The sequence below is a fragment of the Pseudomonas sp. DWP2-2 genome (genome assembly GCF_049897065.1).
In the GTDB taxonomy this organism is placed as follows: domain Bacteria; phylum Pseudomonadota; class Gammaproteobacteria; order Pseudomonadales; family Pseudomonadaceae; genus Aquipseudomonas; species Aquipseudomonas paracarnis.
Window position 1 is genome coordinate 583781 of record NZ_JAFCVN010000001.1, and the last position, 14313, is coordinate 598093.

The 14313-nt window shown below is 55.6% G+C and carries 14 protein-coding genes and 2 pseudogenes; 8 read left to right on the top strand and 8 right to left on the bottom strand.

Features of this window, described 5'->3' with window-relative positions:
- Nucleotides 1–12: 12 nt before the first annotated feature.
- From ACP7CZ_RS02445 to radC, 3 genes are all read left to right on the top strand, one after another.
- A complete protein-coding gene (locus tag ACP7CZ_RS02445; RefSeq protein ID WP_153334689.1) occupies nt 13–1017 on the top strand; it encodes a YqaJ viral recombinase family protein in 1005 nt (334 codons plus the stop codon).
- Between the two features lie 106 nt (nt 1018–1123).
- Complete coding sequence (locus ACP7CZ_RS02450; RefSeq protein WP_153334691.1) at nt 1124–2050, top strand: hydrolase or metal-binding protein; 927 nt, start codon at nt 1124–1126, stop codon at nt 2048–2050.
- 47 nt (nt 2051–2097) lie between these two features.
- The gene (gene radC, locus ACP7CZ_RS02455; RefSeq protein ID WP_153334693.1) at nt 2098–2595 is read left to right on the top strand and encodes a RadC family protein; all 498 of its coding nucleotides are present in this window, start codon (nt 2098–2100) and stop codon (nt 2593–2595) included.
- Nucleotides 2596–2844: 249 nt separating this feature from the next.
- Here the strand turns inward: radC and ACP7CZ_RS02460 are convergent.
- The 5 genes and pseudogenes from ACP7CZ_RS02460 to ACP7CZ_RS02480 form a co-directional block, all read right to left on the bottom strand.
- A pseudogene (locus ACP7CZ_RS02460) lies at nt 2845–3088 on the bottom strand (group II intron reverse transcriptase/maturase); the annotation flags it as partial.
- A 9-nt stretch (nt 3089–3097) separates the two neighbouring features.
- Entirely contained in the window at nt 3098–4750 is a 1653-nt protein-coding gene (locus tag ACP7CZ_RS02465; protein ID WP_426173642.1) for a LeoA/HP0731 family dynamin-like GTPase, read from the bottom strand.
- A gap of 53 nt (nt 4751–4803) precedes the next feature.
- The gene (locus tag ACP7CZ_RS02470) at nt 4804–7014 is read right to left on the bottom strand and encodes a hypothetical protein (protein ID WP_426173644.1); all 2211 of its coding nucleotides are present in this window, start codon (nt 7012–7014) and stop codon (nt 4804–4806) included.
- A gap of 499 nt (nt 7015–7513) precedes the next feature.
- Nucleotides 7514–8566, bottom strand: coding sequence for an ADP-ribosylglycohydrolase family protein (locus ACP7CZ_RS02475; RefSeq protein ID WP_153334699.1), 1053 nt, complete (start codon nt 8564–8566; stop codon nt 7514–7516).
- An 11-nt stretch (nt 8567–8577) separates the two neighbouring features.
- Nucleotides 8578–8832, bottom strand: a complete 255-nt coding sequence (locus tag ACP7CZ_RS02480; RefSeq protein WP_047306885.1) for a hypothetical protein — start codon at nt 8830–8832, stop codon at nt 8578–8580.
- Nucleotides 8833–8951: 119 nt separating this feature from the next.
- Between ACP7CZ_RS02480 and ACP7CZ_RS02485 the strand changes: the two genes are divergently transcribed.
- Nucleotides 8952–9827 (top strand): WYL domain-containing protein, encoded by an 876-nt coding sequence (locus ACP7CZ_RS02485; RefSeq protein ID WP_106120182.1) that lies wholly within the window; start codon nt 8952–8954, stop codon nt 9825–9827.
- 83 nt (nt 9828–9910) lie between these two features.
- Here ACP7CZ_RS02485 and ACP7CZ_RS02490 read toward each other — a convergent pair whose 3' ends face one another.
- Nucleotides 9911–10588 carry a hypothetical protein gene (locus ACP7CZ_RS02490; protein WP_106120183.1) on the bottom strand — a complete coding sequence of 226 codons (678 nt, stop codon included), beginning with the start codon at nt 10586–10588 and terminating at the stop codon, nt 9911–9913.
- A 210-nt stretch (nt 10589–10798) separates the two neighbouring features.
- A pseudogene (locus tag ACP7CZ_RS02495) lies at nt 10799–11038 on the bottom strand (transporter substrate-binding domain-containing protein); the annotation flags it as partial.
- 125 nt (nt 11039–11163) lie between these two features.
- Here ACP7CZ_RS02495 and ACP7CZ_RS02500 point away from each other — a divergent pair.
- Together ACP7CZ_RS02500 and ACP7CZ_RS02505 are read left to right on the top strand one after the other, a co-directional pair.
- On the top strand, nt 11164–12189 hold the full coding sequence (locus tag ACP7CZ_RS02500; RefSeq protein ID WP_178128580.1) for a hypothetical protein: 1026 nt from the start codon (nt 11164–11166) through the stop codon (nt 12187–12189).
- Nucleotides 12190–12197: 8 nt separating this feature from the next.
- On the top strand, nt 12198–12503 hold the full coding sequence (locus ACP7CZ_RS02505) for a hypothetical protein (RefSeq protein WP_153334701.1): 306 nt from the start codon (nt 12198–12200) through the stop codon (nt 12501–12503).
- Between the two features lie 2 nt (nt 12504–12505).
- Here ACP7CZ_RS02505 and ACP7CZ_RS02510 read toward each other — a convergent pair whose 3' ends face one another.
- Nucleotides 12506–12940, bottom strand: coding sequence for a hypothetical protein (locus ACP7CZ_RS02510; RefSeq protein ID WP_106120184.1), 435 nt, complete (start codon nt 12938–12940; stop codon nt 12506–12508).
- Nucleotides 12941–13045: 105 nt separating this feature from the next.
- Between ACP7CZ_RS02510 and ACP7CZ_RS02515 the strand changes: the two genes are divergently transcribed.
- Together ACP7CZ_RS02515 and ACP7CZ_RS02520 are read left to right on the top strand one after the other, a co-directional pair.
- Complete coding sequence (locus ACP7CZ_RS02515) at nt 13046–14041, top strand: helix-turn-helix transcriptional regulator (protein WP_284185322.1); 996 nt, start codon at nt 13046–13048, stop codon at nt 14039–14041.
- A gap of 71 nt (nt 14042–14112) precedes the next feature.
- Complete coding sequence (locus tag ACP7CZ_RS02520; RefSeq protein WP_170059734.1) at nt 14113–14277, top strand: hypothetical protein; 165 nt, start codon at nt 14113–14115, stop codon at nt 14275–14277.
- The last annotated feature ends 36 nt before the right edge of the window (nt 14278–14313 follow it).

Here is a 14313-nt window from a genome sequence, read left to right on the forward strand (position 1 = left end):
CAGGAAAACATCATGGGCACGCAAACTCTGCAACAACCCAGCAGCAAACCCCGTCCGGCGTTGCGCCTGGTGGGCACCAAACAACTGCCGCGTGAGGACTGGCTGGCCGTGCGCAAGCTAGGTATCGGCAGCTCGGATGCGGCCGCTGCCGTCGGGCTTAACCCGTACAAGTCCCAGCTGGAACTGTGGATGGAGAAAACCGGGCGTGACACTTCACTGCCCAAGCTCGATCCGCAAGACGAGGAAAGCCCGGCTTACTGGGGCAACATTTTGGAGCCTATCGTGGCGGCGCATTACACCAGACGTAGCGGTCACCGGGTGCGACGGATCAATGCCGTGCTGCAACACCCGGCTCCGCAGTTGAACTGGATGCTGGCCAATATCGACCGTGAGGTAATCGGCGCGTCAGAAGTGCAGATTCTCGAATGCAAAACCGCCGGCATAAACGGCGCACGCCTCTGGAAGGAGGGTGTGCCCGAGTATGTGCAGTTGCAAGTCATGCACCAGCTCGCCGTCACCGGCAAGCAGGCCGCTGATGTGGCGGTACTGCTCGGTGGCCAGCACCTGGAAATCCATCGCATCGAACGCGACGAGTCACTGATTGCTCGGCTGATCGACCTGGAGCGGCTGTTCTGGGATTACGTCGTCAGTGATACCCCGCCGCCAGCAGACGGTTCTGCCTCGGCGGAGCAAGCGTTGCGCTGTCTGTATCCACAGGACAATGGGCAAAGCCTGGACTTTAGCCAGGATACGCTGCTCTGTACGACATTTACCGAACTGCAGAACGTGCGCGAATCGATTGCTCTGCAGGAGAAGCAGGAAGCTCAGCTCAAGCAAACGTTGCAACAGGCCATGGGTGATGCCAGTCGGGCGACCTTCGCAACCGGCAGCATCACTTGGAAGAAAGCCAAAGACAGCGTGGCCCTGGATATCCCCCGTCTACTGAAAGAAAAGCCCTATTTGCAAGTGCGCTACTCGACCACCAAAACCGGCAGTCGGCGTTTTCTGCTGGCCTGAACGTTCCTTCGCTCTTCCCTTATTCCCATGCCCTTTCTCTCCAACGCCACCCTGGCCGTTTGCGCGGTCTCGGTGGCGTTTTTATTTCAGATACAGGAGAACTCCCATGCTCAAAGGTTTAGCCATCACCCCCCCGATTTTGGGCCGCATTTCCATCGGCAAGGTCGTCGAAAAGAACGGCAAGCGTCTACCGGAGAAAGACGATCAGTTCACCCTCACCTCCCAAGTACAGAGCCGCGACGGCTGGTTACTGCATCCCCTTAACGAAGAACTACGCAATGGCCAGGACGGCAAGCTGCGCAACATTCCGATCCGGCTGCTGTTCAACGAGCCCGACCTCAACTTTCGGGCTGACTACAGCCTGTTCGACCGCACTACAGGACGACCACTGTGCGTCGGCAATGGCGAGACCTGCAAGCGTTTGACCAAGGACGGCATCCAGTCGTTGCCCTGCCCGTCACCGGATGGCTGTTCATTGGCTCAAGGCAATGCCTGCAAGCCTTACGGCCGGCTGAACGTGGTGATTGGCGATGACGACCCGTTGGGCAGCTTTGTCCTCCGTACCACGGGCTACAACAGCATCCGTACCCTGGCGGCACGCCTACATTATCTGCAAGCCATCTCCGGCAATCGCCTGGCCTGCCTGTCGCTGGAGTTACGTCTACGCGGTAAATCCACCCGTCAGAGCCATGGCACGCCGATCTTCTACGTGGATATCACAGTACGCAACGGGCTAAGCCTAGAAGACGCCTTACTGGCAGCCAAACAACTGGAGGAAACCCGACAAGCAGCGGGATTTGACCAGAGCGCCTTGGATCAAGCGGCACGACAGGGCTTTAGCAACGGAGCCTTTGAAGACAGCGATGAGGACACCGGGGCCATCGTCGAGGAGTTCTTCCCCGCAGTTGAAGATCAGACCAGCAAGGCAGAAGCAGCCCCCAAACCAGCGGCCCCTGCCAAAACCTCACTGGTACAAAAGCTGGAATCCAAATCCCTCCAAAGCGGCAGTGACCACTCTGCGCGCGCCCACTGATCACACGTCCAACCTGACCCAATGTCTTCCAATTCAAGAGAATCCCCATGAAATATCACAAGCTCAAAGCAGGTGAGACGACCGGCACCTATGTCATGGAATCACCGGTCACCGAGGCCGACATCCTGCAGATGGCTCAACAACTGGCAATGAGTCGTCTATCTAAAGGCCGGGCACTGACTGAGCCCAAGCAGGTCTTCAGCCACCTGCAAACACTGCTGCAGTACCACGAGTACGAAGTCTTTGCTTTGCTACTGCTCGACACAAAGCACCGGGTAATAGGCTTCAGGGAGCTATTCAGAGGCACATTGGATGGCGCCAGCGTGTACCCACGGGAAGTGGTCAAGATCGCCCTAGAGCACAACGCCGCAGCCGTAATTATGGTTCACAATCATCCCTCCGGCGACCCGGAACCCAGCCAAGCCGATCGTACCCTGACCACCACCCTCAAGAACGCTCTGAACATGGTCGGCACCCGGATATTGGATCATGTGGTGGTGGGCTGTGAAGGCTGCGTATCGCTGGCTGAACGGGGTTACCTATAACCAACCCCACCCATACGGAAATCTTGTCCCTGGCATCCCCAGGGGCAAACCTTCCAGACGGGAAGTTTTTTATTTTTTGTCCTGGTGTGATAACGCTGCCGGCATACCGGATCACCTTAACCGTCCGGCAACACACCTCCTGATCCTTGCGCTTAGGGCGATGGCGTCCCTTAATTTGATTAAATTGAAGTAGGCACCATTTTTAGCCTTATTAAGCGGGTCGACCATGCACCGACGCCGCTCCTACTCCAAGGCCATCACCTGCTGCCCCGCCTGAACATAAACGTTCGCGTCATCGTCGTAGCGCACAAAGCAGTGGCCCTCTTCGTTCAAGCTCTCGATCCACTTCGTCCAGCAGCACATTCGCCATTAACGGCGACAGGAGGCGGCCTTGCAGCGGGCCTCCCTCGATCACGCCATTGATCATCGTCCCTGCATTCAAATAGGTGCGAATCAGCCGGATAACCGACCGATTCACAATCCGTTTGCTTATTGGGGGGGCTCAGTGGGTCAGTACGGTGAACTCGGCGTCGATCACTTCACCTCGCTCACGCCAGGCATGAAACTCCTGACGTTTCTGGCGCCGCTCCTCGACACTCTGTTTGACTTCCTGGACGCTGGTTTGAAGCGATACGAAATCGGCAAAGAAGCGTTCGGAAAAATCCGGACCATTGATCAGGCCTAGCAGTTCAGAGCGTTGCTGCTCGAAGTTCTCCACCATGCTGGCGATGGCTTCACGGAACGCTTTCTCCCGCTGGCTCTGCTCCCAGGAGTCCCAGGCTTCCAGCGCCAGTCCGAAGACAGCCAGTGCGCCGTTGATGTTTTTGGCTAGGTTGACGGCACCCCAGGGCTTGAATTTGAGCATCTTGCCCAAGTCCAGTCCAACCGTCTTGGCGACGGCCACGATGCCGTCGCGGGTCGCCAGCACCGTGCCGTTGTTGATCAGCTTGCTCTTGAGTGCGTAATCGAGCCCCTGCTTGCCTAGGTTCCTAACCGAATCGTTGAAGTGGTTGACCTCGGCTTCGAAGCCCACCTTCATCTTGTCGAGCTGCAACGTGGCGGAACGGAGCTGGCGTTCGAATTCGCTTTGCAGTCGAGCATTTAATACAACGCCCTCGCTGCCGATCTCCCGCTCGAAGAAGTCGGTGAAGGTGTTCTGGCTCAAGCCTTTAGCCTGCAGTATCAGGCCGGAAAAGTATCGGGTAACAAAATCACGCAGGTTGCCGCGCGCGTCCATGATCTGCCCTTGGGAGGAAATCAGCTGCTTCTGCAGACGAACGTTCACCGTCTCGAGCTTGTCGACTTCTTCGCCAATCCTGATGTCGTTCTCGATGGCAACCGGCAGTTGTTTGGTCAGCACATCGCGAATGATGGTCTTCCGAGTTTCCTCAACCACTGCCGCCACACCGCCATTGGTGTCGATTTTTACCGACGTCGCCTGCTGCAGGGTGCCAATATGTGACAGGGTCCTGAATTTCTCGGGATTCGACAACCAGTACTCGGTCCCCATGTCGAACGGGTTGGCCGCGACCGCAACGATCGCCAGCGCGCCGGCCTCCTCTGGCGTCAGCCCGATCAGGTCGTGCAGACGGCCGATGACATTGTCGCGCTTGATGGCTAGGCTGCCTTGGTACTCGTCCTCGTCCTCTACATCAGCCACTTCGTCAAAGCGACTCAGTACGAAGACCGTGCGCGCAAGGAGGTTCAGATCCCGGAACAACCAGGCCAGGTCGTCCTTGTGACTTTCCTTGATGGGGTTGGTCGAGTTCATGACGTACAGCAACAGGTGAGCTTCGCTGACGTACTTGCGCGTGGTGTCCTTGTACTTCTCGATCGCATGGGTTTGCGCGTTGAACTGCTCCTTGAAGCCGAATAGTCCGGGGGTATCGATCAGCAAGAAGTCAGAATTCACGTCATAGACTTTGACTTCGTTGGATGACTCCTGCTGACTGATGTTCATGCTCGAACGATCCAGCCGTTCCATCCAGGCTGCAGCGATGGAGGTCTTGCCTTCGGAGAATCCGCCGACCAAGGCGATCTTCAGTTTGTCGTCCGCTACATCGCGTATGGCGGTCTGCAACTTGGACTTGAGGTTGGGGTCAATCTCAACGCCAGCGTCCTCGCCCTGCTGCAGGAAGGCTTCAAGTTTCTGCAATACGTCCAGCGCCTGCGATTGCTGCGCCTTGAATGCACCTAATGTCTGTTCCATTACTTGATACCTGCCGCTGCAATAGTGTTGGAGAGTTTGCTCAGTTCGACGACGGACTTGACCACCGCGTCGTTGATGCTGGCTACCTGTCGGGCAGGCTCGGCCAGCACTGCCTGGATCGATTCGACCCTAGTTTCCAGCTCGGGATAAGCCTGAGTCAGATTGGCCCGGATGGAGTCGCGAATATCGTCAGCGATGGTATACAGGTTGTCATCGACGGCCTTGCGCTGCTGTGACTTCTTGTAGTCGCTGTTGAAGAATCCGTATAGGGCCTTGCCGATACCGAGTAACAAAGCCGCCGCGCCAGTAGCCAGAACGAACCATCCTGCGGGGTTCCAGAACATGAGCGCGCCACCAACCAGTGCGCCCAGCAGATTCTGCACCTTGATGCCATTGTCGATGTTGATCTTCAGGTCGATCTTGTTGTCGAGCCCAGCTATTCCGATCTTCCCGTAAGCGTTCATCAACTCCTGAACGAACTCTTGGAAGCGTTCGATCACTTCGGCAATGTCGTCGGCGAACCTTTTAAATTCGTTTTTCAAGCGCTCCGGTAACTCGTGCTTGATCCGCTCCTGCGCCGTTTCCAACGCCTGCTCGAACACTCGCTTGAACTCGTCATTGCCGATGTCATTGTCGATCTGGTCATAAACCTCCTCGCGCACCGAGCTGGTGAAGCTGTCGATCGCCAGCTCGACCTGATTGTCTAGCCGGCTTTTCAGACCGCTCAGGCAGATGTCCAACTGGGTACAGGCATCTCCAGCATCCTGCTTGAGCTTTTCGCGCAAGGGCTTAAGGCGACCCCGTTGAAGGGAGGCGAACTGTTCGGCGGCATGCTTGACCAGCAGATTGGCCTTGTTGAAGTTCGAGCGACGGATCTTGTTCCTGTAATCCCTGACGAAATCACCGGTCAACAGTTCATGGAAATACAGCATGTTGGATTTCGCCAACAGCGCTTCCCTACTGAACTGGCCGAGGAACTTCTCCCGACTTTTAGCATGGGAAGAACCTGGCACCAGGCAGTCAGCGATACCGAGAAACGCCGGGTGTGCGCTCAACGGCAAGCTGCGCTGGTAGTGATCCCCCAACTGCTCGCGCATTTTTTCATCCAGCACGTTCAGACTTCCCTGTTCGTCCTCGCCGATCAGGGTGTCCTTGGACAGGTGCATCGGATGGGTAACACGCTTGTTGTAGATCGACCAGACCTCGGTCTGCGATCCCAGGTGCTCCTGGATCTTTTCCAGAGTCCCTTTTTTACCTTCATCGCCCTTTTGCGGTGCAGCGGCCTTGGAGGTCACATAGAAGACGGCGTGGGCTTTCTGCACCGCTGCCCAGACCTCCTCATTCACCTTGCCTTCATCGCCTTCGATACCGGGGACGTCGAGCAATGCAAACTTCTGCTTGCCGGATTCGAAGTGATACAGCTGGGTGGCGAGGGTAAAGTCCGAGCGCCCGTTGCCGATGATGCCGCCATCGGCAAGAGGTTCGAGACGATCGAGGCAATTGAGGGTGGCCTCCAGGCGCTCCTGGGCCTGAACCGCTTCGTCCTTGCGGGCCTGAGCCTCTTGCTGCTGACGCGTAAGGTCGGCGGTCACCATGGCCTTCTCGGCTTCGAACACCTGCACCTGGCGGGCGGTGTCGGCACTGGCCTTTTCTTCCGGTAGTGTGCGGAACAGGTTCATCAGTTTCTGCCAGAGCGAGGCCGACTGTTGCTTCTCGACCACCAGGTCCTGCAAGCGCTGCAGCTCGCCCTTCAGGGCCGCTTCGCGTTGATCGAATTGCCTCAGCAGCGTTGTCAGCTGCGCCTGCAGGTCGCTGATGAGCTGTACGCCCTTGGCGATGACATCACGGGCATTATCCAGGTTTTCCTGGGTCAGCCTGTGCTCGCTTTGCAATGCCTTGAATACCTGCTGCTCGTCGACCTTGGTCCTTTCCCCGAGCAGGATTCGCAAGGTCTCAATAATGGTCGACTTACCGGCGTTGGTTTCACCATAGAAGGCGATGGTGAACGTATCCCACTCCGAATGACTTTTCAGCTCGTTGATACGCTTATCCAGGTCTTTCTGAACGCCTGTGAGCAGCTCCCGAATAGAGGACTGCAGCTCCGAGACCTCTCGGTCATCGGAAACGCCGCCCAATGTATTCAGAATGCGCTCCACCTCGCGCGAGACATCCGCGTAGATGTTCATTGGCGACTCAAGGTCGATACTCATTGGAAAATCCATTTACAGGTTTTGATAAGAGAGAAATCGCCAGCGGCCGTGTCTCCAAGATGCGTGGATCCTACTTCCGAAACTGGCTTTTTGCCACCCCGTACAAAGGATCGGGCCACATGCCATAACGTTCAGACTGCAAGCGGCAATGTCTGAAGGATTTCGAGCTTCCGTTGCAAATACTCCACATGGAGCCCCAGCGATGTCGTCGTACGATGTTCGATGGGGCGCCATTTTCAATGACCGTACTAGCGCTCACAGCCGCCGCGTAAAAAATTCCGCCAAGGTCCGACTCACCCACCCCGCCACCTCCTGCTTCAACTCCCCGTTTCCGCACTTGGGGCACTTATCAAACCATTCCCCCGGCCCCAACGCATCACTCTGCGGAGCCACCGTTTTCTTCCAACCACACTCAACACACACAAACGTAAATGGCCTCGGTTTAATTGGCATCGCTGCTCTCCTAAAAATTTATCCGTACTCAACGCCATCAGCGCCCTCACCTGCCGGGATACGTCCGTTCGATCTGCTGATCAAACTCTCCGCCATACCCAGAATACTCACGAGGAACGCGCTCAATATCCTCGGCGACCTGCACGATCACCTCGCGCAACTCCAATTGTCCGTACCACCGAGCAGGAATCGCCGCAGCACCATACTGAACACCCAGCAGGTGCCCGGTGATCAGCCCAGTGCTGTCGCTGTCGCCACTGTGATTCACTGCCGTGATCACGCCCTCCTCGAACGAGCGCGCGGCCAGGGCGCACCACAACCCAATAGCCAACGCCTCTTCGGCGACCCAACCGCCGCCGAGTTCGCCTATGCGTTGCGGGGTGGGTTGGTAGCCCTCGTAAAAGAAGAACAGCACGCGCTCGATGAGACTACGTGTTTCTTCCATACCGGGCTTTTGCCCGTAATTGACCAAGCTTTGAGTGACTGCGTGCTCCAGGCTGTCTTGCCGATCGACAATGCGCTGGAGAATATCGGCAAACAGCCCGGCCGCCAGGTAACCCGTAGGGTGCCCGTGAGTCAGGCGCCCTGACTGGGCAGCGTAGTCAAAGGCATTAGCAAAGAATGCACAGGGCGCAACGCGCATCAAGGCGCCACAACCTTTGCTGTTGTTCTCGGCAACAGCGCCCAGCCGTGGACTGGCCTTGAGTGCACTGATGCAGGTAGTGCCTGGAGCGCGGCGAGACCAGAGTGCCAGTTGCTCGATCAACCACCCGTCCCGGCTGACAGGCATCATCGTAGGGCAATCCTGGGTCATCAGCCAGCGCAGCAACGCATGATGGATAATGCTCGGAACGTGGCAAATCCCTCGCGAACTGCCGCGAACATAAGCCCGCAGCAAGCCTTCTGCGGTGAAAAGCATCATCTGCGTGTCGTCGGTGATGGCGCCGGTGATACCGAAAGCAGGGGCAAAATCAACGATACCTTGTGGACCGAATTTAGCTTCGATTGCAGGCCATTCGAGGAACTCCACCGGGGCGCCCAACGCATCGCCGACGGCACCGCCCAGCAGACAGCCTTTGATCCGTTCAAGTCTGTTCATGTCCTTCCCCCTCACACTGCCGGTATCAATTCTTGCAAAATCACCAGCTTTCTTTGCAACTGCTCGATGTGCGCTTTCTCAGCTCGCAGCGCCGAGCGCAGCTCCCGGTTCTCCACCTCCCAGATCCGTGCCCAGCGCACGTTCTTTTGACAATCAAGAGCCATTTTCCAGAGTTCACGCAACCTCAGGCACTGCAGCAGAAGCACCAGCAGGATTGCCCCCATCATCAGCAAAGCACCTGTCGAAACCGCTTCCGACATACTCATGTCCACTTCCTTCCGTGAGTTCGATTCATCTCGAAGACAAATACACGATATGTAGTGATTAGCGACAGGTCTAGAATGTAGACTTATACAGGTAAAGTATTCGCGCACATGGAGAGGTTATGAAACGCAAGCAGTCCATCGAACAAGTCCGCTGGGACCTGGCACTTCGCTATCGTTTGATAGAAACGGTTGCCTGGTGGGAAGGCCGCCTGACCACGGGGCACTTGATGCAGAGCTTCGGCATCAGCCGACAGCAGGCATCCAAAGACATCAACACCTACATCAACGAGCATGCGTCTAAAAACCTTACATATGACAAAAAAATAAAGGGCTATGTGCCCAGCAAGGCGTTCAAGCCGCTGTTCATTGACGACAGTGCCAGCGCCTATTTGCACCTGCTGTATCAAAACAATGCGCGCGCGCCGCACGTTGAGGGCCTGGCCCTCGCTTATGCCCACACCAAGGTGCTGGAAGTGCCGGATCGCTCGATCAAGGCGGAGATCCTTCGGCCGTTGCTCAAGGCTTGCCGCGACCACCTGCGCCTGGACATTGACTACGTTTCGCTGAACAGCCCAGACCCCGAGGGCCGCACGATCGCGCCGCACACCCTGGTGTACACCGGCATGCGCTGGCACGTTCGCGCCTACTGTGAAAAAAACCGTGAATACCGCGATTTTGTTCTGAGTCGACTACGCGGTGTGCCCGACGTCCGGGATGATGAAACCGAAAATGGCATCGATGGAGATGATGTCTGGAACACCGAGGTGGCGGTGATCATCAAGCCCGACGAACGCCTGACGCCGGCGCAGAAGGCGATCATCCAGACTGATTTCGGTATGATGGATGGGCAGTTAGAGATTCCCAGTCGCCAAGCGTTAGTGAAGTATGTGTTGCAGCGGTATCAGATCGATCCCAAGAATCTAGACCCAAAGCCGGAGGCGCAACAGATAGTGGTGGGGAACCTGAAGGAGTTGAAACCCTGGTTGTATGACTGAGGGAGTCAGGCATACACCTCCATTCCAGGCAGCGCGTTCCCTGAACTTGCGCATTGCAGCGCAATACTCAGGGACCGAACGCGTCAGAAGTCGTCATAAATCGAGTGGGCCTGGGCGAGGTCGTTCTTGATTAGCTGGAAAAACCCACGCTCCACATCTGCCACCCGGTATCTCCCACCGTAGTAAGTCGAACTGATGCAACGGCACTCAGAGCGCCACAGATCGTACACCTGCTCGTTGGCTTGGGTAATTGGAATGCTTGTCGGATATAGGGTCAGTCGATCCAAAGCCCTACTTATTGGCCGCGTCTGTTTCTTCAGCTTACTGATTTGCAAATCCAGCACGCAATACTCCTGCGGGTTCAGGAACATCAGAATCTTGGACACGAAAGAGATATTTGAGTAGCTGGGAAACCCGAGTCGCTTGAGCGCAGCCAACGAGGGGGTACCTGTGCTAACCAGGCCATTGAACGAGGCGTAAGGAGCAAACGAGCCAATCAGTGAGTTAAATTTTGCGAATCGGCTATCTCTGTAGCCGGCCGTCGCGTTTCCCCAATAAATGATGTTGCCCAGGCCTTGCTCGATATCGGTAGGCACCGTCGACCGCAGTTGGGTCTGAATGATCGACTCCAGTTGCTGAATACTGCTCGCTACCTGAGGGTTCTGCTGTTTCGGCAATGCGTGATCGTAGTAGTCCAAAGGGAAGCTATAGGTATGGATGGAGTGCTGCAGGGCCTCTATCTGGGTCCGGTTTAACGACATAGGTTGTTCCTTTAAGGGTCAACAGAGGGCAGCGCCAGTTGCGCCAAGGGCGTTACCGATGAGAGACGTATCGACACGAAGTCATGCATCTTGAGTTTGCTGCATTGGATGAATGGGGGAGGATGCTTGCTTGAACTCGCTTTAGGTTCCGGATATCGCAGCCGGTCCACGCTCTAGAATCACATCAAGCCTTTCCGTCACACTCATCTACGAAAGAATGCCGTCGAACTTCCTCGCTTTCAGCCCCGGGATGACGCTGCCCCTGGGACTTTCCATCGATACGCATTTGACCTTGAGCTGGGCACCGATGGCGCTGCCGATATCGATGTCGAGCCCCACTAGATTACCGGCGGGAGCCTTTGACTCGAACGGCGCGAAACGGGGATCGACACCGAAGCGAATGACAGTCCAATCCTTTGCATAGAGTCGGGCCAAACTCAGGCAGCTCAGCGAATAACCGGAGCAATCGCACGGTCAGCGCCTTTTCACTCATAGGAAAAGTGTCACGACAGGAATTGTCGCAAGCTTGGCGATAATGGAACCTCACCGCAAAAAACCGATCACGGGGGCCTCTCATGACGCGCAATGACTACCTTACTAATCCGACCGTAAAAGATTTCATCGAGTGGCTCAGCGGCAACCTGGACAACGCCACGATTCGTCATCAGTACCTGAATCGACAGAGTAAGACCTTGTGGTATTGCGACAGCCTTGCCGACGCTTACTCGGTATACCAATGGCAACATCCTGCAATCAAGCGCCTGCAGGTTCCGGCGGGTAAAACCGCAGTGAGCAACGATGTAGCTCTCAGCGCACTAAAGGCCGACCTACAGAAGGCGTTGGCACTCGCCCCAGCGGTCAACGATGGAGCGTGCTGCCAAGCTGCTATCGACGTGATGATATGGGGCGGTGTACAGAGCAATAACGTTACCTGGCTCCATATGAACGTGCGCGGCCTGGCAGCTACCCTATCAGCCACCCGTGACGCCATCGACGCTGGCGTAACCGACGTCCCCATCCTTCAGGCCAAAGACCTCCGATTCAACGCAGGCATGACCAAGGTCTACTCGCTGGTCTGCAAGGACTTTGTCATTTATGACAGCCGTGTCGCAGCAGCGCTTGGCTGGGGCGTAGTGATGTACTGCAAAGCTCGACAACTGAAGACTGTGCCGGAAACCTTGACTTTCCCATGGGCACCAGCGAAGGAAACCGGTAAGCATTTCGTGAAATCCCGAAACCCATCCGAAGGAAAGCTTCGTTTCCCCCGCCTGAAAGCTGGTTCCCACTATGCGGAATGGAACATGAAAGCAAGCTGGATTCTCAGCAGTGTAGTTGCCCATCCAAACGCTGCTGCGAGCGCATTCCTGGCCAGTGACGGAACTAACGTTGATCCACTCCGCCGCCTGGAGGCCGCTTTATTTATGATCGGGTATGATCTTTGGAATTACCCAGAGGAAGACCAAGGATCAACTCAACAGCTCGAGCAGGTCTCTCATGGATCGATTGCTGCACACCCACTCGCCGCAAGCCCTTCCGTTACAAGCTCACCGATGAAGGTTTCAGCGTTGAAGGAGGTCCATACTTCCCTATCGGGGTCGTAAACAAAACCTTGGGCAACCTCCAGAAAACGTTCGGCATCCAGCCTTTCCCGTTAGCCAACAAGGCCGATAACGTACGCAATGGTGATAGCGCCGAAGGGATCGGAACCGCATACCACCACGCTACAAACGGACGTGGCAACATCCCCGACACCAGCAAGCTGGCGGCGATTCTCGAAAGTCTTGGGGTACTCATTGTAAATCACAGCACCAAACTATGGGCGCTGAACGCAGACCTGTTAGCTACGAACGTCGACGGGCAGCCCGACATCGCGCCGGTCATTCTGCGTACGATGGATGAGGATACGATTAGCTGACATTAGTCCATGGGCCAAACGAACATCTTCTCGGTGATAATTGTCGGGCGGGCATCTGAGCCGACAGTCTCCCCCGGTGTCAGGATAGTTGTCGCCTCTCCGGAACCAAGAACGAAGGCTAACTTGAAAAGCCGTCGGGCCAGAGCAGGCTCAAACAGTACTCGACTGCCATTGAGCCATCGCATCACCACGCAGAGATTCATAGTGGACTCGTAACCTGCCAGGTTCGACCATGCCGCGAAGCGGATTGGCGGCCTTGATTTGATAGTAAGTCGCCAGGCAAAAATCGTTGGCTTGGCTGATCTCCAAAATTCGTAGAGAAGGAATACCGATGCCGGCATAAGGGCCAGCACGTCGTCCGGCTCGAAAAACCGGATGCTATTGACCATGGGCAATATGCCCTCCAATAGGTTGAACACCTGGGCGTCTTTGGTCATGCTCATGTCCTGATCGGCGAACTTATTGGCCCGACCAATCTCCAGACAGGCGCGACAACCTGTATCGCATAGCAATCCAAATAATTGAAAGTCAGGGATATCGCAGTGGAACAACTCTTTCGTCAGGAAGTGCTGCTAGGTTTGCTACCTCGCATGGAAAGCGCCATCGACACAAAAACCATCCATGAACGCCTCGAAAATCAAGGAATATCTGTCGACCTACGCACCCTACAACGCCATCTACGCGAGTTGGAAAAACGCTTCCCTCATGTAAAAAGCAAACCTAAATCACCTAAAGCCAAAGCCAGGATCTGGTGGGCAGACAGATCACTTTCTCGCCTAAGCCTGCTACCGACCGATGCGATGAGCCTAGTGATGATCATGGACCACGCCAGTCGGTTTGGTATGGCGGCCCAAGTCACCTATCTTTCGGCACTGCATGAATATGCCCGGTCTTTGATGCGTGAAGCCCGGCCGTCTCAGGACTGGTCTAAGAAAGTCATCAGCAATACCCGCTTCATCACTTTAAGGCCGGGCAAAGTAGACCCTCAGGTGCTCGAAACCCTTCAAAAGGCGCTGCTTGATGACTACGCTGTTGAAGCTCAATACCTCAAGCGCGGCGCACGCGAAGCTAAGTCCTATCGTCTTCTACCGCTTGGATTGTCCTATCAAGATTCCAACATTTACCTCTCCTGCGTATTTGCGAATCAAAAAGACACCCGGCCAGTGGCCTTGCCACTACATCGGTTCATTTCAGTCACAACAATTCCAGAAACAATAGCGGCCCCTGAAAACTACGATATCAACTCGGTTAGCACACAGCGTAGCCTGATCAGCCTTGCGTCGGATGAGCCGGTACCGCTACGTCTGCTTTTAAGCCAAGAGATGTACGAGCGACTAGCGGAAAACCCACTCACAGAAGATCAACAACTGCTCGATGAAAATGGCTGCCGTACGATGGTAGGCAGCACCCACCTAAGCCAAGGCCTAGAGCTTTGGCTTCTCAGCCAAGGTGACAATCTTGAAGTGGTCGAACCGTCTATCCTGCGCGAGAAAATGGCAGCCACAGCACAAAAAATGGCGGCACTTTATTTGAAATAATTAGAATACGACATGGCGTGTCGCACGTTGCGTAAAGACTCTTCTCCTACCAAATCCAAGGAGTCTTGACGATGAAAACCTACAAAGCCTTCATGCAACGTGTCACGCCTAACGCAGGTCCAGCGGCCAATTTCACCATCACAGTGCAAGCCATCACCTCGGCTATGGCTAAGGTGACGGCTGAAGCCCAATACCCCGGCTATAAATGTCCCAACAGTCCGGTGCGGGTGCGTTGAGAAAACCAACACACGGGGTCGTGGGCTGGCTCAGTG